Origin of the sequence: Gilliamella sp. Bif1-4 (genome assembly GCF_001690535.1) — a bacterium.
Lineage (GTDB): Bacteria > Pseudomonadota > Gammaproteobacteria > Enterobacterales > Orbaceae > Gilliamella > Gilliamella bombi.
In genome coordinates this window covers 71,063-92,271 of record NZ_LZHC01000062.1, presented here as the reverse complement: position 1 = coordinate 92,271, position 21,209 = coordinate 71,063, and the positions used below count along the sequence as shown (strand labels likewise).

Annotated in this window: 23 protein-coding genes; 19 read left to right on the top strand and 4 right to left on the bottom strand. The window is 34.2% G+C overall.

Annotation, left to right across the window (positions count from 1 at the left end; translation table 11 throughout):
* Positions 1-169 precede the first annotated feature (169 nt).
* Both A9G25_RS09860 and A9G25_RS09855 read left to right on the top strand, forming a co-directional pair.
* Complete coding sequence (locus tag A9G25_RS09860) at positions 170-1,177, top strand: hypothetical protein (protein ID WP_065561128.1); 1,008 nt, start codon at positions 170-172, stop codon at positions 1,175-1,177.
* Positions 1,174-2,820 carry a hypothetical protein gene (locus tag A9G25_RS09855; protein WP_065626773.1) on the top strand — a complete coding sequence of 549 codons (1,647 nt, stop codon included), beginning with the start codon at positions 1,174-1,176 and terminating at the stop codon, positions 2,818-2,820. Before A9G25_RS09860 ends, A9G25_RS09855 begins: the two co-directional genes overlap by 4 nt.
* A gap of 109 nt (positions 2,821-2,929) precedes the next feature.
* Here the strand turns inward: A9G25_RS09855 and A9G25_RS09850 are convergent, their stop codons facing one another.
* On the bottom strand, positions 2,930-3,178 hold the full coding sequence (locus A9G25_RS09850) for a helix-turn-helix domain-containing protein (RefSeq protein ID WP_218057599.1): 249 nt from the start codon (positions 3,176-3,178) through the stop codon (positions 2,930-2,932).
* Positions 3,179-3,314: 136 nt separating this feature from the next.
* Here A9G25_RS09850 and A9G25_RS09845 point away from each other — a divergent pair, with 136 nt between their 5' ends.
* From A9G25_RS09845 to A9G25_RS09795, 11 genes are all read left to right on the top strand, one after another.
* Positions 3,315-3,608, top strand: a complete 294-nt coding sequence (locus A9G25_RS09845; protein WP_065561130.1) for a type II toxin-antitoxin system RelE/ParE family toxin — start codon at positions 3,315-3,317, stop codon at positions 3,606-3,608.
* Between the two features lie 2 nt (positions 3,609-3,610).
* Entirely contained in the window at positions 3,611-3,913 is a 303-nt protein-coding gene (locus A9G25_RS09840) for an addiction module antidote protein (RefSeq protein ID WP_065561131.1), read from the top strand.
* Positions 3,914-4,001: 88 nt separating this feature from the next.
* A complete protein-coding gene (locus A9G25_RS09835; protein ID WP_065626772.1) occupies positions 4,002-4,331 on the top strand; it encodes a phage tail protein in 330 nt (109 codons plus the stop codon).
* Positions 4,328-5,035, top strand: coding sequence for a phage minor tail protein L (locus tag A9G25_RS09830; RefSeq protein ID WP_065626771.1), 708 nt, complete (start codon positions 4,328-4,330; stop codon positions 5,033-5,035). Before A9G25_RS09835 ends, A9G25_RS09830 begins: the two co-directional genes overlap by 4 nt.
* Positions 5,036-5,041: 6 nt before the next feature.
* Entirely contained in the window at positions 5,042-5,761 is a 720-nt protein-coding gene (locus tag A9G25_RS09825; RefSeq protein WP_442903092.1) for a C40 family peptidase, read from the top strand.
* On the top strand, positions 5,704-6,270 hold the full coding sequence (locus tag A9G25_RS09820) for a tail assembly protein (protein WP_065626769.1): 567 nt from the start codon (positions 5,704-5,706) through the stop codon (positions 6,268-6,270). The genes A9G25_RS09825 and A9G25_RS09820 overlap by 58 nt, the downstream gene beginning before the upstream one ends.
* 3 nt (positions 6,271-6,273) lie before the next feature.
* A complete protein-coding gene (locus tag A9G25_RS09815; RefSeq protein ID WP_065626768.1) occupies positions 6,274-9,117 on the top strand; it encodes a host specificity protein J in 2,844 nt (947 codons plus the stop codon).
* Positions 9,118-10,170, top strand: a complete 1,053-nt coding sequence (locus A9G25_RS09810) for a hypothetical protein (RefSeq protein ID WP_065626767.1) — start codon at positions 9,118-9,120, stop codon at positions 10,168-10,170.
* Between the two features lie 17 nt (positions 10,171-10,187).
* Positions 10,188-10,484 carry a hypothetical protein gene (locus tag A9G25_RS09805; RefSeq protein ID WP_065626766.1) on the top strand — a complete coding sequence of 99 codons (297 nt, stop codon included), beginning with the start codon at positions 10,188-10,190 and terminating at the stop codon, positions 10,482-10,484.
* A 57-nt stretch (positions 10,485-10,541) separates the two neighbouring features.
* On the top strand, positions 10,542-12,056 hold the full coding sequence (locus A9G25_RS09800) for a prophage tail fiber N-terminal domain-containing protein (RefSeq protein WP_065626765.1): 1,515 nt from the start codon (positions 10,542-10,544) through the stop codon (positions 12,054-12,056).
* Between the two features lies 1 nt (position 12,057).
* Positions 12,058-12,588 carry a tail fiber assembly protein gene (locus tag A9G25_RS09795; RefSeq protein ID WP_065626764.1) on the top strand — a complete coding sequence of 177 codons (531 nt, stop codon included), beginning with the start codon at positions 12,058-12,060 and terminating at the stop codon, positions 12,586-12,588.
* A gap of 543 nt (positions 12,589-13,131) precedes the next feature.
* On the opposite strand, the gene ubiT is transcribed toward A9G25_RS09795, so the two are convergent.
* Positions 13,132-13,617 carry a ubiquinone anaerobic biosynthesis accessory factor UbiT gene (gene ubiT, locus A9G25_RS09790; protein WP_065626955.1) on the bottom strand — a complete coding sequence of 162 codons (486 nt, stop codon included), beginning with the start codon at positions 13,615-13,617 and terminating at the stop codon, positions 13,132-13,134.
* Positions 13,618-13,638: 21 nt separating this feature from the next.
* Complete coding sequence (locus A9G25_RS09785; protein ID WP_065590948.1) at positions 13,639-15,270, bottom strand: Na+/H+ antiporter; 1,632 nt, start codon at positions 15,268-15,270, stop codon at positions 13,639-13,641.
* A gap of 156 nt (positions 15,271-15,426) precedes the next feature.
* Between A9G25_RS09785 and recO the strand changes: the two genes are divergently transcribed.
* Complete coding sequence (recO, locus tag A9G25_RS09780) at positions 15,427-16,119, top strand: DNA repair protein RecO (RefSeq protein ID WP_065626763.1); 693 nt, start codon at positions 15,427-15,429, stop codon at positions 16,117-16,119.
* Between the two features lie 41 nt (positions 16,120-16,160).
* Here recO and A9G25_RS09775 read toward each other — a convergent pair whose 3' ends face one another.
* On the bottom strand, positions 16,161-16,610 hold the full coding sequence (locus tag A9G25_RS09775; protein WP_065560286.1) for a YaiI/YqxD family protein: 450 nt from the start codon (positions 16,608-16,610) through the stop codon (positions 16,161-16,163).
* A 242-nt stretch (positions 16,611-16,852) separates the two neighbouring features.
* Between A9G25_RS09775 and thrS the strand changes: the two genes are divergently transcribed.
* The 5 genes from thrS (at position 16,853) to pheS (ending at position 21,206) form a co-directional block, all read left to right on the top strand.
* A complete protein-coding gene (gene thrS / locus A9G25_RS09770; RefSeq protein ID WP_065626762.1) occupies positions 16,853-18,778 on the top strand; it encodes a threonine--tRNA ligase in 1,926 nt (641 codons plus the stop codon).
* 27 nt (positions 18,779-18,805) lie between these two features.
* The gene (gene infC, locus A9G25_RS09765) at positions 18,806-19,345 is read left to right on the top strand and encodes a translation initiation factor IF-3 (RefSeq protein WP_065560275.1); all 540 of its coding nucleotides are present in this window, start codon (positions 18,806-18,808) and stop codon (positions 19,343-19,345) included.
* Positions 19,346-19,430: 85 nt separating this feature from the next.
* Positions 19,431-19,628 carry a 50S ribosomal protein L35 gene (rpmI, locus tag A9G25_RS09760; RefSeq protein WP_034913143.1) on the top strand — a complete coding sequence of 66 codons (198 nt, stop codon included), beginning with the start codon at positions 19,431-19,433 and terminating at the stop codon, positions 19,626-19,628.
* A 30-nt stretch (positions 19,629-19,658) separates the two neighbouring features.
* On the top strand, positions 19,659-20,012 hold the full coding sequence (gene rplT, locus A9G25_RS09755) for a 50S ribosomal protein L20 (RefSeq protein ID WP_024496189.1): 354 nt from the start codon (positions 19,659-19,661) through the stop codon (positions 20,010-20,012).
* Between the two features lie 210 nt (positions 20,013-20,222).
* The gene (gene pheS / locus A9G25_RS09750) at positions 20,223-21,206 is read left to right on the top strand and encodes a phenylalanine--tRNA ligase subunit alpha (protein WP_065626761.1); all 984 of its coding nucleotides are present in this window, start codon (positions 20,223-20,225) and stop codon (positions 21,204-21,206) included.
* The last annotated feature ends 3 nt before the right edge of the window (positions 21,207-21,209 follow it).

Here is a 21,209-nt window from a genome sequence, read left to right as displayed (position 1 = left end):
ATCAATTAAGTTTTTTATTCTCAACAAATTCAATTAATAGTTAAAAAAAATTATCAAAATTTATAAAAAAGATGTACTGTATAAAAACACACTGTTTGTATAAACATAAAGAAAATGCATTCTTATTTATATATAATCACCATTATTGATTAAATATTGTGTGTTATTTATGACTATTGATAGTGGTGGTGCATATAGTATAAGAGGTTTTAATTACCAGAAAGCAGTAATTGCTCAAATTGCTATTAATAATTTTAACGTGGATAATTTTTATATCATTGTTGAAAATCAAGAGGACATTGTTGTTTTTTTCTCAGAAAAAAATTTCCACCTGCAAGTAAAAGGGCAAACATTAAGTATTAAAAGTTTAATTAAAGTTCCAAAGAATAAAAATTCGATTTTATATAAACTTTTAAACAAGGAAGAAAAAGTCGATTATTATAAAGTTGTAACTCTAGATACTTTCAGTAAAAAAGATATAAAAGATTTATCTGAATCTAGTTGTAATATATTCGATGATTTTGTTTATGATTATTCTGAAAAACAAAAGGAAGAATTTTTAAAATGTCTGCAGCAAGAAAATTTATTTTCTGGTGATGAAAAGAAAATTCAAAATGAATTAGATAAAACTAAAATAGTTTTTTCTAATTTTAAAAATGATTTATCACAAGCGGAACTAATACTTCTCGGTTATATGACAAAGAAGGGAATCACTATGGATGACTATGCTGGAATTAATGCGCTCAATGAACTATTTACACAAATAGATTTAAAAAGTGAACAAAAAGCAAGTATTCATAATAAAAATGTGATTGAAAGTAAAAAAATAACCTCCAAAGAACTAAAAAACATTTTTAGTCTTTGTAGCATAATTACTAAGATACCAGAGCTTAGAATTAATTTTTTAGAATCATTAGTTGAAGATGAATTATTGAGTAAAAAAGAAAGAAGAGATATAGAGTTAAAATTCTATATGCTTAATAGCAAATTAAGGGATTTAAGAAAAGATATTTTAGCTAGAATAGCTAATAGTGATTTCTATATTAAAGAGTTAGAAAGTAATGGTTTTTCCTTTATACATAGTATTTATCAAAAATTAAGTGATAATTTTCAAGCAGATATTTATGCCGTTCTTATTGATATTGTTTCGGAAAAGTTTTTGGAGCGTAATAAATGATTATTAAGCGCTTTGTTATTTTAGACAAAAAAAATAAATTAGCTAATGAGTTTCATTTTTCACCTAATTCTAATGTTATCTATTCTAAAAAGGGTACTGTTGGTAAATCAAGCTTACTGAAATCAATTTACTATTGTTTGGGAATGAATATTAAAAGTTTTACAAAAACTTGGAACTATAGACAAATGATGTTTAAGTTATATTTCACTCATAACAATCAAGAGGGATGGATAATACGTCATCATCGGTACTATAAAGTATATGATAGAGACGAACTTTTAGATGAGGGCGAATATTCTAAATGGTTTGCCAATTTATTGAATATGCAAATTAAATTACGCACCAAAAATAGTGAGAATCTAAGCCAAGTTGTTGCTGCAGCTATCCTTAGTTTGTTTTATATAGATCAAGATTCTTCTTGGCAAGGAACGCCATTTAGAAATACAGCTAGTTTAACTTGGTATGACTCAAAAGATATGCCAAAATCTATTTTTGAATATGTTCTTAACTTAAAAAGTAATGAACATCTTGAAAAAGAAGAGAAAAAAGGAAAATTAAAAAAGGAACATAGTGAATTAACAAGTAATCACAATTCATTGTTAACACTTAAAGACCAATTTATTTTAACTGAAAATTGCAATTCTTTTGTGAATGAAGATGAGTATAAAGAAGATCTGAGGAAGTATTTATCAATAATTAATACGATTAATCAGCAACTGTCTACTTATAATGGGCAAATATATTCAAAACAAGTTGAATTAGATTCTCTTAAATTAGAAATAAGAGAGCTTGAAGAGATCTTAAAATACAATAATGAATTGTATGAAAATCACTCCATTAGATGCAGTAAGTGCGATTCTTTCTTAACTGAACAACAATCCAAAGAAAGAATGAAACTGGATTATAGTTCTTTTCTATTAGCCGAAAATATAAAGGATACTCAATCAAAAATTGAAAAAGTTGAACAAGACCTAAACTCTTTATTGAATAAAAAAATTGGGCTTGATAAAGAGTATAAAACCCTATCTAATCAGCTGAAAATAACCTCAAGTAAAGCATCGATTGATGCGTATATCCAAAGTGTAGGTGAGAAAAAATCTCAAGATAAATATTATGCAATACTAAACGATTTAAAAATTAAAATATCCAAAATTAATGATGATTTAAAAATTATAAATGCAGATATAAAAATATTAACCAAAGAACAAGATAAGAATAGAGCTAAAATAGATTCAGATTTTACTGTTTTTTTTAATGAACTGGCTGATAAATTGCCATCTGTAGATCGTGATTTTATATTTTTAAAATTTAATCAAATAAAAAATAGTGGTTCAGCATTAAATCAAACATACTTGGTTATTTATTTAACTTATATAAAGATATTAATGAAATATTCTTCTGTAGAACTTCCTTTTGTTATGGATTCAATAATAAAAGATGAACTTGACCCAGGTGTAATATCAAGTTCTTATCTTCTTATTAATAAAGTACTTTTATCATCCCAAAAACAAACCCTTTTTGCGGCTCTCAATGATAAATTTCAATATTTAACAGGTGAATGTAATAGGATTGAAATTAAAAGTGACCAAAAACTTTTAAATAAAGAAAGTTATGAAAAATTAAAAAGTGAAATTGTAGTTTAGTAAATATATTATATTTTAATAAACTTTTTAAATTAATATTAGATTCAAATATATACATAAATATTTTGTATGTGAACAACATCAATAACCCGCTTCGGCGGGTTTTTTATTAAAAATCTAACAGTTCAGGTTTGATTTGTAGCGCTTCGGCAATTTTAATCCGTGTTGCTTTTCTCAACTTTTGGCTTTTTTCATATTGAGAATAAGCCGATTGACTAATACCTATTTTATTCGCAACTTCAACTTGAGATAGCTTTAAATATTCACGCCATGCTTGTGCTGGAGAATAATTATTATCAAAAACCATGTTAACAACTTCACTTGGTACGCCTGTTTCAATATCGATTGTTTTATTCATTATTATTTTTATGATTAACCTAAATATAAGCATTATATAAGTTTTAGTAAAAATATAAATAATTAGAATTGATAACCATAGTTGACATCTTAGCAGTGTAAGATATAATAGTTTTAAATTAAAACAGGAATAAAGCATGATTACTGTAAGTTATACACCGCAAATGGAAAAATGGTTGAAGTCGCTTAAAGATAAAACTGCAGCAGCTAAAATTAAAGTTCGAATTCGTCGTATGCAAGAAGGTAATTTTGGTGATGTTAAGCCTGTAGGCAGCGGTGTATCAGAAATGCGTATTCACTGTGGAAAAGGGTATAGGGTTTATTTTGTTAACCGCAATAATGAAATTGTTATTTTATTGTGTGGCGGTGACAAGGATACACAACAAACAGATATTAAAATTGCTAAAGAATTAGCAAATAAATGGGGTTAATTATGACTACAAAACTAAAAACTTTTGATGTGGTTGATTTTTTAAATACTGATGAAGAAATGCAAGAATATTTAAATGCCGCAATAGAAGAAGGAGACCCTAAATTTTTATTTATTGCGCTTGGTGATATAGCTAGAGCTAAAAACATCAGTCAGCTTTCACGTGATACAGGTATAAGCCGTGAGGGTATTTATAAAGCGTTATCAGGTGAGGGGAATCCTACATTTAATACAATCTTTAAAATTGTTCAAGCATTAGGTTTGCAAATGCAGTTTTCCTCACAAAAACATGCTGATTGTTGTTAACTGAGTATGGAAAATCTAATGTAGATATACAAAATAAAATCAAACCTAAAGCTCGCAATTGCGGGCTTTTTTATGTCTGGAGAAAACTATGGAAACATTTCACTGGCAAGTTGCACCGAGCATGAGCGAAAAAGCCGAGCCAAAAATAAAAACCATTAAGTTCGGTGACGGCTATGAGCAACGAATTAAAGACGGCATTAACAACGACTTGCGCTCATACAGCGTTACGCTAAAAGTATTGCGAGAAGATGCGCAACACATCAATGACTTTTTAACACGGCAGGGTGGGCTTCACGCATTTAAATGGATAGAGCCGAACTCGCACAGATTAATAACAGTTAAATGCCCAAGCTGGACATCTAACGTTATGAACACTGCAACAACAATAACAGCAACATTTGAAGAGGTAGTCGCATGATCCCCAAAAAAATGTTACTTGATATAACCAAAATAGCGCAAGATGCGATTGTTGATTTGTATGAAGTCGATTTAACGAAGATCGTGGGTAATAAAACGATATTTCGCTTTCATAACGGATTAAACGAGCTAAGGCGACCCATTACATGGCAAGGCAATATCTATGAGCCATATCCTATTAAAGTAGATGGTTTTCAAAAAAACGGGCAGGGCACTAGTAACCGTCCAAAAATGACTGTTTCCAATGCTTTCGGTCTAATAACCGGTTTAGTGAAATCATTTGATGACTTGCTTGGAGCTGTAGTAACTAGACGTCAGGTTTTAGCGGAATTTTTAGATGCTGTAAATTTTGAAGGTGGAAATAATAAAGCAGATCCGACGCAAGAAGTGGTATCGCAATATTTAGTTGAGAGATTAACTAATTTAATACCAAGTGAATCTGCCACATTTGAATTAGCATTACCTTGTGAAAGCGATGGGATTTTCTTGCCATCTAGGGTAATCATCGCACATACATGCTGTTGGCAATATCGTAGCTCTGAATGTAGTTACACGGGTGGTGCGATTGCTGATGAAAGAGATGCTCTCACAAACGATGTTACTAAAGATAAATGTTCTGGAACGATTACGGGTTGTAAACTTCGCTTTGGTAAAAACGGCATTCTTCCTTTCGGCGGCTTTCCCGCTTCTGCAAAACTATCTTAATTAATTATGAAAACACAAATACTTAATCACGCTAAACAATGCGGTGAGTCTGAATGCTGCGGATTTGTTATTGATAATAAATCCTATCTGCCATGCAAAAACATCTCACCTACACCCACTGAAACATTCCAAATATCCCCTGATGATTGGATAAAAGCGGAAGAAAGTGGCGTTATAACTGCAATTGTTCATTCTCACCCCGACGGTTTGCCTATTTTGAGTGAGGCTGACCAGTTTTATCAGCAAAAAACTGCCGTTGATTGGTGGTTAGTCTGTGATAACAAAATTCACAAATTTAGATATATGCAACCTTTATTAGGTCGTGAATTTAAACACGGAGTAACTGACTGTTACGCGTTATTTCGTGATGCATATCATCTATGTGGTTTTGATTTTCCGAACTTTCACCGTGACGACGACTGGTGGGACGACGGGCAAAATCTTTATCTAGATAATATGCAAGCTAATGGTTTCCATCAGGTAAGTATATCTAGTTTGCAAGATGGCGACGTTATTCTTTTTCCGCTTAACAGTAAAACCGTTAATCATGCTGCTATTTATATTGGTAATAACTTTATTCTTCATCATCTACCACGTCGTCTATCGAAAAGAGATTTATTTAGCGGATACTGGATTAAAAACTATCATTCAATATGGAGACACAAACAATGGCAATCATTAAACTTTACGGCAATCTTAAGCAATATGGCAATAAATACAAAATAAACGCTGACACAGCGAGTGAAGCTCTAAATTGTTTGTATTTACAAATTAAAGGACTAAAGGAAGAAATTAAAAAAGGTTTTTTTCGAGTTAGAATTAATAAAAAAGATATCACAGATAAAACGTTGCAATTTGGGCTTCATTCTCAAATTTCACATGATTCAGTAATCCACATTGTTCCAGTAGCCGCAGGCGCTAAAAATGGCGGTATTTTTAATATTATTGCAGGGGCTGCTCTGGTAGTAATCGGTGTGGTAGGTAATATTTATGGAGGTTGGGGAACACCGTTTATCGCAGCGGGCATAGGAATGATGGCAGGCGGCGTAGCTCAAATGCTAACAAAAACTCCAAAAATGAAAGATGCAGCTAATGACGAAGGTAAAAAGAGCACCTCTTTTTCTAGTCTTGGCAACACTGCCGCTCAAGGATCGCCTGTTCCTTGGGTTTTTGGGGAAATAATGGTTGGCTCAAAAGTTGAGTCGCAAGGCGTTGAAACAATGAATGTGGAGTGATAAATGGGTGACAGTTCAGGAAAAACAAAAACTCCGCGAATTGAGGCTGACAATCTAGAATCAAAACAACAATTATCTATTATTGATATTATCAGTGAGGGTCAGATTGAAGGTCCTGTGGGAGGGTTAAAAGGGGTTTTTTTAAATAAAACGCCAATCCAAGCTGATGATGGATCATATAATTTTAACGGCGTTGAAGTTGAGTGGACGGCTGGGACACAATCGCAATTACCGTTGTCGGGATTTGCTGAAACACAAAACGAAATCCCAGTTGGGTTAGAGGTTAAACAAAAAACACCAATAGTTAGAACGATAACCGATCCTTATGTCGATCGAGTACGCGTAACTGTCGGTGTTTCTGCATTATATAGCCAGACAAATAGTGGTGATATAACAAGAACATCTGTAAGCATGGCGGTGCAAATTGGAAACGGGGCAAGTTGGGTTACAAAAAAAGTTGTTGAATTAGAAAATAAAAAAACGCGTTCACAATATTTAACATCTGTAATTTTAGATGATTTACCTTCTGTGCCGTTTAATATTCGCGTTATTCGCCTTACTCCAGACAGCAAGTCAGATTTATTAGTAAATAACACTGTTTGGTCATCTTATACAGAGATTTATGACGTAAAATTATCATACCCAAATACGGCGCTCGTCGGTTTAAGATTTGATTCATCGCAATTTAATGGTGTGCCAACTCGCACATATTTGATTAGAGGGATTAGATGTAAAATTCCTAATAATTATGACCCTATTTCTCGTACATACAACGGAATTTGGTTGGGCGAGTTTAAAACGGAGTGGACAAATAATCCTGCGTGGGCATTTTATGACATTATAACCAGTAATCGCTATGGTATGGCGCAACGATTTGGTAAGATTTCAATTGATAAATTCATGCTCTATTCAATTGCTCAATATTGCGATGAGCTTGTTGATGATGGTTTTGGCGGGAAAGAGCCTAGATTCACATGCAATTGTTGCATAACAGAAAGATCACAAGCATATGATTTGATAAATAATCTTTGCTCGATCTTTAGAGCGATGCCAGTGTGGGACGGAACACAGCTAACTACTATTATTGATAGACCAAGCGATACTGTTGCTATTTATACCAATGCAAATGTTGTTGATGGTAGATTCAGTTATTCATCTGCAGCAATGAAAGATAGACATACAGCAGTTCGAGTTAAGTACATCGACCCAGCTTACGGATGGGAGCCTGTAACAGAATACGTTGCAGATGATGAGGCAATCAAGCGGTTTGGGCTAAATGTGTTAGACGTTGAAGCCTTTGGGTGCACATCACGAGGTCAGGCGCACCGTACAGGAAAATGGATTATAACTACAGAAAAATATGAACGTCAAACAGTCACGTTCAGCGTGGGGCGAGAAGGATTGCGACATTTACCGGGCGATGTAATCGAGATTTTAGATAATGAATATATTATGTCGCAATCAGGAGGGCGAATTGTCTCCGCAGTCGATAATATTGTTACGTTAGATCGTGATGTTGAAATTGAAAAAAATAGCTACATAACATATCAAGACATCAATGCAAAACTAATAAAAGTCAAGGTTGTATCACAAAAGACACCGAATACTTTAGTTTTAGAGCAAACAGTTAATGCAGATCAGTGGTCAACATGGATTTTAACAAATGTTAATGTATCATCACGCTTATTTAAAGCGATCGCTATTAGTGAAAATGACGACGGTACATATTCTATAACAGCAATAGAACACGAACCTAAAAAAGAAGCAATAGTAGACGAAGGAGCTGTTTTTACACCCAACAACGCTCAATCCATCGGCTGGGGAATTCCACCGATTGAAGGTCTTGCTGTTTCAATTACCCCCGATAGTGACGAATATCAAGCGGTGCTTTCATGGACAACGCCAAGAACAATGAACCATCTTGAGTTTCAGGTTACTATTTTGAGAAATGGTAATTTAGTATCACGTCAGACAGTACATGAAATGAGTGTAACAATGAGTAACCTTGATGAAGGTAAATATACTGCGTCCGTGCGTGGAATATCGACAGAGGACGGCAGGTTGGGCGATGAGTCTACAGTAGCATTTACTATTGCAGCACCGGAGACCCCAACTCAATTGGTTTTTTCCTCTTCAAGTAATACTGTAACAATCAAACCGATTATGCCGTCAAGTGTTGGTCTTGGCACAACATTCGAGTATTACAAGGGTTCTACACTGGATGAGGTTAAAGCTATGACTAATTATCTAGGCAGAACATCAAATAAGCTAATTGATGCTGATGTACAAGCGTCTACAACTTATTATTACGGCGTGATTGCGGTTAATGCGGCTGGCCATTCGGGAATGTGTACTGGTTCAGCAACAACAGCAGATGACACAGTTGGTGCCGCAGGCGGCATTTTTAGAATAAAAACCGCCGATGGGTTTTTTCCTGAAAACAATGACAAAGCTACACAGCTTTTTCATTATGTTCTTGGAATGTGGCCATCACGAGATACGGTGCTAATAGTTTACACCGAGGATGGTAACGGACATGTAACTAAAACTGAAGCAAAAATGTATGACGGCGCAAAATGGGTATCACCAGCATTATTTTTAGATGGCAATCTTATTGCTACAGGCACTATCAGTGGTGATAGATTGGTTGCATATACTGAAATCAAAGCACCAATCATTCGAGGTGGCAGCATTAATATTAATGACAGGTTTATTGTAGCAGAGGACGGCTCAGCAACAATTAAATATTTGAACGGTAACGCAGGAACTATAATGAAAGATGGAACAATAAAAATCTTTGATGAAACGGGGGCTTTAGTCGTTCAAATCGGTAATTTGGAGGTTTAAATGTCATTTGGCATTAAAGTTTTCACAAAAACAGGGCCAGCATACCATTTAGATGGAAACTGTACATCTATGTTTATATCCGGTGCGTTGGGATCTGATGTTTACCCAGAAACTGGGCTTTATGTGCCTAATGGGCATGACTACTATGCGCATCTTTCTGATGCGTGTGGTTTTGATGGTTATTTAGATGATACGGGCTCTACAGTTATTTATTCGTCTATTGCACCATTACCATATTTAGATGAACGACGTCAACTATGTTTTAAAAACGGTAAATATGCTATAGATTCGATTACAGGAGTTCCACCAGAAGTAATGATTAAAAGTGACCAGCAGCTTGTTTTACTAACGTGGCCAAAACCAGCGCGCGCTAATGGGCATGGTATTTTGTTTAACGGTGTTAATTCTTTTTTTCAAATTAACCAAAACACTAATTTTAGTAACGTAATCTGGAAAGGAGATGTTGAAATTAGTAGAAAAGGGTGGAAAGTGCAAGATATTGAACCATCAATATCGCATTATAACTCATTTACTTTTTTTTATTGTGAAGATCCATCAATATCGGTAGGGAGGAGCTGGGATTTGAGTGACAGGGCATTAGGAATGGTTTACATTCCCTACGACCACAATGGTTATATTAGTAATAGAGCGATAAAAGTGAAGGTTGTTGTTTTTGGGGTCGGTCAAATAAAGACGTCTAAATACGGATTAAGAATATATAAAAATAAACACGTTGTATATGATTCATGTAATGAAGTGCTTATAAACCCAGTTTTTACAAGTTTTGATAAATATTCTCTTGGTCAAATGCAATCTATAAATGGTGTTCGGCGTCCTATGTTTGCGAGGGTATCTGTTGGTGCACGTCATTTTAACGAAGGAAAAGGTGGTCGCCTCTGTGATATTGGTTTAAGATCAAATGGATATCAACTTTCAACGACGGAACAGATTGCAATTAAAACTTATTGGATGGACTCAGAACTAAAATTTGCATCATTTATATCAGAGCAACCCGTTATGATTTTAGACGCTGAAAATTATTTTAAATTTTAAAAAATGGAGATAGAGCAATGATAAAAAAAATAATATTACTATTTATGTTGTTATTTTCTAGTAATTCGTATTCTGAAAATTTAAATTGCAACGCAATTTATAAGGAGAATGCTTTAGGCGGAAGGTTAAAAACATACGAAATTATAAATGTTAAAAAGATCAGTGAAAATCATTACGATCTGAAACTTAAAGTTAATGGATCGATCAGGCAAAAATTAGATAATTTTCCGACCGATAAAACTCACACATTGGTTGATGTTAAATGTGCAAATTTAGAAAAAGAAAAAAAATTAAAAGAACTACTCAAACTATAAATTAAGTTTTAAAAGAAGACCGCTCGTGTAGCGGTTTTTTTATGTCTGGAGAAAATTATGGCAAAAATATCAGGTATTTTAACAGATGGTGCAGGACAAATTATTAATAACTGTACTATCGAGTTATACGCAAAAAAAACAACAGGCGCAGTATTAACACAAACACAAGCGTTTCAAGTCGCAAACAACGGCAGTTACATGATGAACGTGTTGCCGTGTGATTACGATGTGAAGCTGATTATAAACGGATTTCCGCCGAAAAAATTGGGCACTATCCAAGTATTTTCTGATTCAAAAGACGGCACATTAAATGATTTTTTACTCAATCCATCAGAGAGTGAGATAACACCCGCAATACTGCAACAAGTTATTGATGCTCGTAATCGTGCAAATAAAGCTGCCGAAAAAGCGGCAGATTCAGAGCGAAATAGTAAAATCGCTGAAACGAATGCAAAAACTAGCGCAGATAATGCAAAAGTAAGCGAAACTAATGCAAATAATTTTGCACAATCAGCACGCGAATCAGCAACAACGGCAACGAATGCTAACTCATCAGCAAAATCACATTCAGATTCAGCAAAAAACAGTGCAGATAGTGCGAGTTCATCAGCGACAGCATCTCGCAACTCAGCTCAGCAATCTAGTAATAGTGCAAATGCTGCTAAAGTGTCGGAAGACAATGCTAAAACATCTGAACAAAAAGCTAAAAAATCAGCAGATGATGCAAAAAAATGGGTATCAACAATTGATACTTCTAAACTAGTAAAAAAGTCTGGCGATGAAATGACAGGGCAGTTGCGTATGTCCGGTGATTCTGCAGGTATTAAATTCAAATATGCTGATAGTAATAACGAGTTTGTATTGCGTACGCTGAGTAATAGTTTGTCATTTATTTTTTACGACGAGCAACAAAAAGCATGGTCAACAAAATTAGCGTATATAACAAATGCAAAATCATGGTGTTTTCAAAACATTAATGATGTAACAATTAATAATAAATCAGTGTTAAAAGTAGGTGACGCTCTCCCTGTTTATGTCGGCGACCAACGTCTAATGCCGTTTAGACGTGATGAACTGCCGTTCGGGTGGTATTTTCGCAACGGTGATAATTTCTTACTAGATTCACCGCAAGGGAAGGCTTTAAATGGTTTATCTGTTAACTACAAAAGAGACCATAATATCACGATAAAAAAAATTGATGGTAAACAGTATATTAATGTACCGACTGCATTTTCTTCCGACGGTCGTGGTTTTTTTGAGCGCGCGGTTAACGGAACCAGCAGGCAAGTTGGTAGCATGGAAAATGATGCAATTCGTAATATCTGGGGACAGCTTTATAACGTCATGCAATGGCGGGGGACGGTTGGACAGGGTGTTTTTTATGTCGATGAGCCAAACACATCTGGGTCAGGATTAAATAACAGAAACGGAAATGCTGTTACGTACCCGAGTGATTCTGATTTTCCAGAACGAACTATAACATTTGACGCATCACGTGTAGTGCCTGTCACTGCTGATGATAACAGACCTCTCAACATCGGTATGACACCAGTAATTTATTTAGGAGTTTAATATGATTAATTATTATTTTGATACTACAAAAGAATTAAAACCGTACACACATTCTCTTGAAGCGAACGATGACACGTTACCGCCTGATAATGCGCTACGGATTGCCCCTTCATTTAAAGAAGGTTATTGGCCGTGTGAACAGAACAGCGAATGGATTTTAATTGAAGATAACAGAAACAAAACGGTATATAACATTGATACGAAAGAATCAAGTGTTATTGATTATCTCGGTAAAATTAAAAACGGTTTTACACTGTTAGAGCCGTTTGAATTTTGCAAATGGAACGGCAAAAAATGGGTATTAGATGAAGATGCAAAAAATGAACATATCATCAAAAATAATCAAAATTTAAAAAACTCATTAATCAATGAAGCTAACGAAAAAATATCGTTACTTCAAGATATTATTGATTTAGACATGCAAGAAGCTGATGAAGAAGCGCAGTTAAAACAATGGAAAAAGTACCGCATTTTAGTAACTCGTGTTGATGCGTCAGATGTTAATGCTGTGTTTCCTAAAAAACCACAATAGTATCATCGTATAATACTCTCAATCTTCAACCAACAATACTCAACAGCGTCTTCTAGCATCACAAAATCAGCGATATCGTATAGTGTTTTTGCTGTTTGATAGAACACGTAATTGTGTTCGTCGTCGCTGTTGATAATGTAGCATTCGCACGATAGCTCAATTTCAAAATCGTGTAACCCTATATATGTTGTATTGAAGTATAAAAGTGAGTACATATTTGAGTACAGATTCAATTACATTTGAAATTAAAATCAATAATAAACAAGCTGATACATTAAAGGTTTCATAATCGTGGAAGTAAAAACTTGGCTGTTCTTGGTTATTTTTCATTGTGTAACCATATATTTTATGTTTTCTGTAAAGAAACTCATAAATTTCATTATATATACTAAAAATAATCAGCTTCTTTCCCACATTTTATAGGGAAACTTAAAGTAATTTATTATTTACAAGGTAGAAATTAATCAATTCAAAATTTTCAATGATATCTATTCTTACACAAAACAAACATTTTGAATGATTTAAAATGAGTATAATTTATTATTAATTAGTTGGTGCACTTTCGATAATATCGGCTAGTTTTTCGAGTGTTAGCCTTAAAAATTTTGGCATAGCTTCTAGCTCAATAGAATCCATTAAATTTTTTACATATAATCCTAATTCAGTATCGCCTTCAACAATCAAACGACGTTGAAAAAATAGTGTATCGGGGTCTTGTCGTCTAGTTGCTATCATAATCAAATCATTAGCATTACCTATAAAGCTTACATCAGCAATTTCTTCTCGGCTAACAACTAATTTATTATCGATTAAACTAACAAACCACACAAGCTCTAGATCAGTAACTTGAATTTTAAGCCAACGATTTTCTAAAAAATCTAGATCACCCTCTTGTAGAGAATGTTCAAATTGTAATTTCAATAATTGCTCTATGGTTTGTTTTTTAATACTAAAAGGAATGCATCGCAAGGTAAGCCCCAAAATATGGGGCGCTTTATTGACAAACTGTGAATGAATTTTGTTTAAAATTTGGCTTTTTGCTCCAATCATTTATGCATCCCCAGAAATCATTTTTTCATAAATATCCAAATCGTTATTTAAATGTTCATAAACTTCTTCGCTTACTTCATTACGAACTTTCATTTGTAGTAAAGCTGTACGTTCTGCACCAATTGCAACTAGACGCATACGTCTTTCTAAGTTTTCAGCCTCTAGTGCTTTTTGTTCTAAATCTTTAAGTCCAGTACGGCGTCTTAATGAACCAATGACACGAGAACCAATTTCATGTATAATCTCTTGATCTAAGCCAGATTCAGAAGTTTCTTGTAATAAATTATTTTGCATTTTTTCAAGACTGATAATCGCTTCTTCTGCCATTTGACCTTTAACTGATAAAATTTCATTTTTTTGTTCAGAATTATCTAAAATTACACTACCTCGTAACAAGATAGGTAAGATTATCACCGCTGCAATCAATGAGATTAAAATGATACCTGTCGCAATAAAGACCAGTTGATAACGGCCATTAATTGTCATCGGAATAGATAATACGCCAGCTAGAGTGATAGCACCTCTAACGCCAGCAAATGTTGAAATTAAAAGATCTCTGGTTGAGTATGCTCTAAATGCAAGAGGTCTCTTAGTTCCAAAAGGCATCGTTGGCATATGTTTCATTGACCATAACCAAGCAAATCTAGTTCCCATCAATACAGCAAAAACGAATAAAACAATTAAACATAGTTGCCATACCTCAATTGAGGTATCAATTTGGTTTTCTACAAAAGTATTATTAAAAATGCTTGGTAACTGAATACCTAATAAAACAAATACAAATCCATTAAATACAAAGGTTAACATTGACCATGTGCTATCTGATTGCAAACGTGCAGTTAAAGGTGCGTTTCGCATCATACCAGAATGGTTCACGGTCATACCCGCGCTTACTGCTGCTAAAATACCAGAACAATGACACTCCTCAGCAATGATATAGGCGGCGAATGGTAGTAAAAATAGTAATACTATTTGAATAGCTGGATCATTGTGAGTAAGCTTATTTATTTTACGCAAAATACGTGCATATAACCAAGTAAATAAAACACCAATAGCTAATCCACCAATAGCAACTACAAAAAATTGCACACTAACATCAAAGATGTTGAATACTGCATCACCAACGGCAATAGCAATGGCAAATTTTAAAGATACCAAACCTGAAGCATCATTCATCAATGCTTCACCTTCGATGATTTCCATCTTTTCTTTTTCGATCCGACCTTTACCAACAATTCCACTTAATGCTACAGCATCTGTTGGTGATAAAACTGCCGCTAATGCAAATGTTGCTGCTAGATCGATTCCTTTTGGTAACATCCAATAAAGTAAATAACCAACAGCTACAATTGTTATTACAACTAAAACTAGCGCTAGCCCAACAATTTCTCTAACATTGTGCACAAAATCTTTTACCGATGTTTTGCGGCCATCGGCAAAGAGTAAAGGTGGAATGAATAAAACGAGAAATAACTCTGGGTCAAATTTGACATAAACACCAAATGCAGCCAATATACAACCTAATAATATTTGCATTAGAGGCAATGGGATTTGTATCGGTAGCATTTTAATAACAACGCCAGAAAGTGATACAATTAATACTAGTAGTAAAATTATTGAAAAAAGATCCATAGCTTCTCTTTTATTTATCCTATAATCCTATTGTTTGCATTGATTATATCGGATCTTTAGTTAAATTTCAGTTGAAAATTTCATAGATTTATCTAAATTTTGCTCAGATACAATTTATTAATCAAAAAACGGTGGTATCATTGAAAGGTATTTTGAATGAAAAATTGGCAAAGAGCATTTATACTACATAATCGCTCTTATACTGAAAGCAGTTTATTAGTTGATCTGTTTGTTGAAAATGTCGGAAAAGTAAAGGTATTAGCTAAAGGAGCTAGACGAAAAAGTTCAGCTTTGAAAGGTATGTTGCAACCTTTTACTCCACTTATTGTACAATACTCAGGCCAAGGTGAAATAAAAACATTGCGTCAAGTTGAGGCTATGTCGCTTGCATTGCCATTGGTATCTGTTTTTTTGTATAGCGCATTTTATTTAAATGAACTATTACATCGAGTTTTAGTTGCAGAAGCAGAATTGCCAACTCTTTTTGATGATTATCTAAAAAGTCTGCAACAATTAGCCCAACAGGTTCCTGCTGAAAATGTGTTGCGAGCTTTTGAATTATCGTTATTAGAAAATTTAGGATATCACGTTGATTTTTTTCACTGCTGTGTAACTGGCGATGACATTGTTAAATCGATGTATTATCAATATCAATCGGAAAAAGGATTTATCAGTAGTTTATTACAAAATAGCATCAGCTTTACTGGCGAGCAGGTTTTAGCTTTAGGAAAACGTCAATTTGATAATATCGATACGTTAAAAGCAGCTAAACGCTTTACTAGGATGGCGTTGAAACCTTATGTAGGATCAAAACCATTCAAAAGCAGAGAGCTATTTCTAAAAATTTAGTTTTGCTAATTTGGCTGCTCGATTTAAAAGAGTTATTAAATTCATTTCGATGTTGAATTAAGTAATATATCAAGCTGATTAGCAAATTTTTCTCGGTCTTTGCTGGAAAATGGAGCTGAACCTTTAGATTGTATTCCACTTGCTCGCATGGTTTCCATAAAATCTCTCATAATTAATCGTTCTTTAATTGTATCTAGTGTATATTGTTCACCTCGTGGCGTGAGCACTAATGCATTTTTATTTAAAACTTCGGATGCAAGTGGAATGTCTGAGGTAATAACTAAATCATTTTTTTGAACCGACTCAATTATTTTTCTATCTGCTACATCAAATCCTTTTTCAACTAATAAAGTTTTAATATAAGGTGACAAGGGGATAGTTAAACATTGATTTGCAATTAATGTTGTATTTATTGCTTTTCGATTTGCAACTCGATATAAAATCTCTTTAATTGGGTTAGGGCAGGCATCAGCATCAATCCAAATATTCATAGCATATGTGTTCATATTATAAACTTTTATTAGTTAATGATTATAATCTTTGTTATACAAAAATAACCATTTATTTGTAAAAAAGTTTCCGGTAACTATGTGTTTTAGTATATTTATTAAGCTTCATATTAATATGATTCTTTCTATTTTAAATCCAGATGATAAGTGGTAGTATATTCGACCTATTTTTTAAGTAAGCAAGTGCGCTTTCGTGTGGCGCACCACTGTTATAAGGATTTGTTATGCCAATTATTACTCTTCCTGACGGAAGCCAACGTCAATTCGATAAACCCGTTACTGTTTTAGAAGTTGCTCAAAGTATTGGAGCAGGTCTTGCTAAAGCTTGTATAGCTGGGCGTGTAAATGGCGAGCGTAAAGATGCCTGTGATGTCATTGATCAAGATGCAACATTAGCCATTATTACAGCCAAAGATGAAGATGGACTCGAAATTATTCGTCATTCTTGTGCACATTTATTGGGTCACGCAATTAAACAACTATGGCCTAATACACAAATGGCTATTGGTCCAACAATTGATAATGGTTTTTATTATGATGTTGATTTAGATCACTCTTTAACTCAGGAAGACTTTGATGCATTAGAAAAACGCATGCATGAATTGGCTAAAAAAAATTATGAAGTAAAAAAAGAAGTGGTTAGTTGGGAGCGCGCTAGAGAAGTTTTTTGGGAGCGACATGAACCATATAAAATTGCTATTTTAGATGAAAACATTCCAAAAGATTCAAAACCAGCACTTTATTATCACGAAGAATATATTGATATGTGTCGTGGACCACATGTACCTAATATGCGTTTTTGCCATCATTTTAAATTGCAAAAAATTGCTGGAGCTTATTGGCGCGGTAACAGTGATAATAAAATGTTACAACGTATTTATGGAACAGCATGGGCAGATAAAAAACAACTTGATAGCTATTTACAATTTTTAGAAGAAGCCGCTAAACGAGATCATCGTAAAATCGGCAAGCAATTAGATCTTTATCATATGCAAGAAGAAGCACCAGGCATGGTGTTTTGGCATAATGATGGTTGGATTATCTTTCGTGAACTTGAGGTATTTGTTCGCACAAAATTGAAAGAATACGATTATCAAGAAGTAAAAGGTCCATTTATGATGGATCGTGTTTTGTGGGAAAAAACAGGTCACTGGGGTAATTATAAAGAGTTAATGTTTGTTACTTCTTCTGAAAATCGTGAATATTGTATTAAACCAATGAACTGTCCAGGACATGTACAAATTTTTAATCAAGGCTTAAAATCTTATCGTGATTTACCATTACGTATGGCGGAATTTGGTAGTTGCCATCGTAATGAACCTTCAGGATCTTTACATGGTTTGATGCGCGTTCGAGGTTTTACACAAGATGATGCACATATCTTTTGTACTGAAGATCAAATTCGCAGTGAAGTAAATAGCTGTATCAAAATGGTTTATGATACTTATAGTACTTTCGGTTTTAATGATATTACTGTTAAGTTATCAACCCGTCCTGAAAAACGAATTGGTAAGGATGAAACTTGGGATCTTGCTGAAAAAGATTTAGCTGAATGTTTAACAGAAAATGGCATTGAATTCGAATATTTACCAGGTGAAGGCGCTTTTTATGGCCCAAAAATAGAATTTACCTTGCATGACTGTTTAGGTAGAGCATGGCAATGCGGTACAGTTCAGCTTGATTTTATGCTACCTGAACGTTTAGATGCGACTTATGTAGGTGAAGATAATGAACGTCATGTCCCGGTTATGATTCATAGAGCTATTTTAGGTTCTATGGAGCGTTTTATGGGTATCTTGACTGAAAACTGTACAGGTTTTTTCCCTACTTGGCTTGCTCCATTGCAAGTTGCAGTAATTAACATTACCGATAATCAAGCTGAATATGCCAAACAATTAACCGCACAATTACAAAAAGTTGGCATTAGAGCAAAAGCGGACTTGAGAAATGAGAAAATAGGGTTTAAAATTCGTGAGCATACTCTAAAACGTGTTCCTTATATGTTTGTTTGTGGAGACAAAGAAATGGAATCAGGAACAATTTCAGTTCGAACTCGTCAAGGTAAAGATCTTGGTAGCTTTGAAGTGAAACATGTTATAGAATTGTTGCTTAACGAAATTCATAGTCGTTCATTAGAACAAATGAATTAATGATAAATTAATTTGGAGGAATGAGATATTAAAGTCAGTAAACGAATTCAGTCAACACGAGCACATAAAATCAATGATGAAATTACAGCTCGTGAGGTGAGGTTAACCGGCGTCGATGGTGAGCAGCTCGGTATAGTAAGCTTAGATGAAGCTTTAAAACAAGCTGAAGAAGCAACTTTAGATTTAGTTGAAATAAGCCCTAATGCAGAGCCACCTGTTTGTCGAATTATGGATTATGGCAAGTTCCTCTATGAAAAGAGTAAAGCAACAAAAGAGCAGAAGAAGAAGCAAAAGGTTGTTCAGGTTAAGGAAATTAAGTTCCGACCTGGTACAGACGAAGGCGACTATCAGGTAAAACTCCGCAGCCTGATTCGCTTTCTTGAAGATGGCGATAAAGCTAAAGTAACGTTACGCTTTCGTGGTCGTGAAATGGCTCACCAACAGTTAGGTTCTGAAATGCTTGATCGTATTAAAAAGGATTTAGCTGATTTGGCGGTTATTGAATCTTATCCAACCAAGATTGAAGGTCGACAAATGATTATGGTGCTAGCGCCGAAGAAGAAATAATGGTTCAACAAGCTAGATTTTGATACTATTGAAAACTACACCATTATTTTGTTTTTATTAACAATGCGAAGTGGAAATTGATAAAATGCCTAAAATTAAAACTGTAAAAGGCGCAGCAAAGCGCTTTAAAAAAACAGCTTCTGGTGGCTTTAAGCATAAGCAAGCTAACAAGAGTCATATCCTAACTAAAAAATCAACTAAGCGTAAACGTCATTTACGTGGTTTGACTACTGTGTCAAAAGGCGATTTAGGTTTAGTTACTGCGTGTGTTCCATACGTTTAAGTTTTGATTAATTATTAGAGGATATAGTTTATGGCTCGTGTTAAACGTGGTGTTATTGCTCGTGCACGTCACAAGAAAATTTTAAAACAAGCAAAAGGTTATTATGGAGCTCGTTCACGTGTATATCGTGTTGCTTTCCAAGCTGTAATTAAAGCTGGACAATATGCTTACCGTGACCGTCGCCAACGTAAACGTCAATTCCGTCAATTATGGATTGTTCGTATCAATGCTGCTGCTCGTCAATGCGGTCTTTCTTATAGCCGATTTATCAATGGTTTAAAGAAAGCGTCAATTGAAATTGATCGTAAGATCTTAGCTGATATTGCTGTATTTGACAAAAATGCATTTGCTGCATTAGTTGAAAAAGCAAAAGCAGCACTATAATAGCTTTATAAAAGCCGAGTTATCTCGGCTTTTATCATTCAATTTTAATATTTTAAGAGTAAATTCATTATGAATATAGCTATTTTTTGTTTCTTTTTTGGTTTCTTTAGCAATACTAAATCGTGAGGCAAAGAAAAAACAAAAAATAATTATAAAAGCCTCAAAAAGAGGCTTTTTTTATGCAATAAACACAATAAGCAGGAGAACTGTATGTCTCAATTAGTTGAACTGGTGAATAACGCCAAATCCGCTATTGAAAGTGCTAATGATATTAATTCGATCGAACAAATTCGAGTGGAATATTTTGGTAAAAAAGGCTATTTTACAATGCAAATGGCTTCTTTACGTGATGTTCCTGCCGATGAACGTCCATCTGTGGGTCAAAAAATCAATGATGCAAAGCAAGAAGTTGTTCAGCTATTGAATCAAAAGCGCAATTATTTAGAGCGTCAGGCTCTTAATGCAAAACTAACCAATGAAACAATTGATATTACATTGCCTGGCAACTCACTTGAACTAGGCGGATTACATCCAGTTACAAAAACAATTAATCGATTAGTTGATTTTTTTGGTGAACTAGGTTTTGTTGTTGAAACCGGTCCTGAAATAGAAGATGACTACCATAATTTTGATGCATTAAATATTCCTGCTCATCATCCTGCTCGTGCAGATCATGATACATTTTGGTTTGATGCAAAACGCTTATTAAGAACGCAAACTTCAACAGTACAAATTCGCACAATGGAAAATCAAAAACCACCCATTCGAATAATTGCTCCTGGAAGAACATATCGAAATGATTATGACCAAACACACACACCAATGTTCCATCAAATGGAAGGTTTGCTAGTTGATAAAGATATCAGTTTTACACATTTAAAAGGGTTATTGCATGATTTTCTGCACTGCTTTTTTGAAGATAATATGGAAATACGCTTTAGGCCAGGTTACTTTCCATTTACAGAACCATCGGCTGAAGTTGATATTAAAGCTAAAAATGGTAAATGGCTGGAAGTCTTAGGCTGTGGAATGGTTCATCCTAATGTATTACGTAATGTAGGTATTGATCCTGAAGTTTATAGTGGTTTTGCATTTGGTATGGGGATAGAACGATTAACTATGTTACGTTACGGTGTCACTGATTTACGTTCTTTCTTTGAAAATGATTTACGTTTTTTAAAGCAATTTAATTAATTC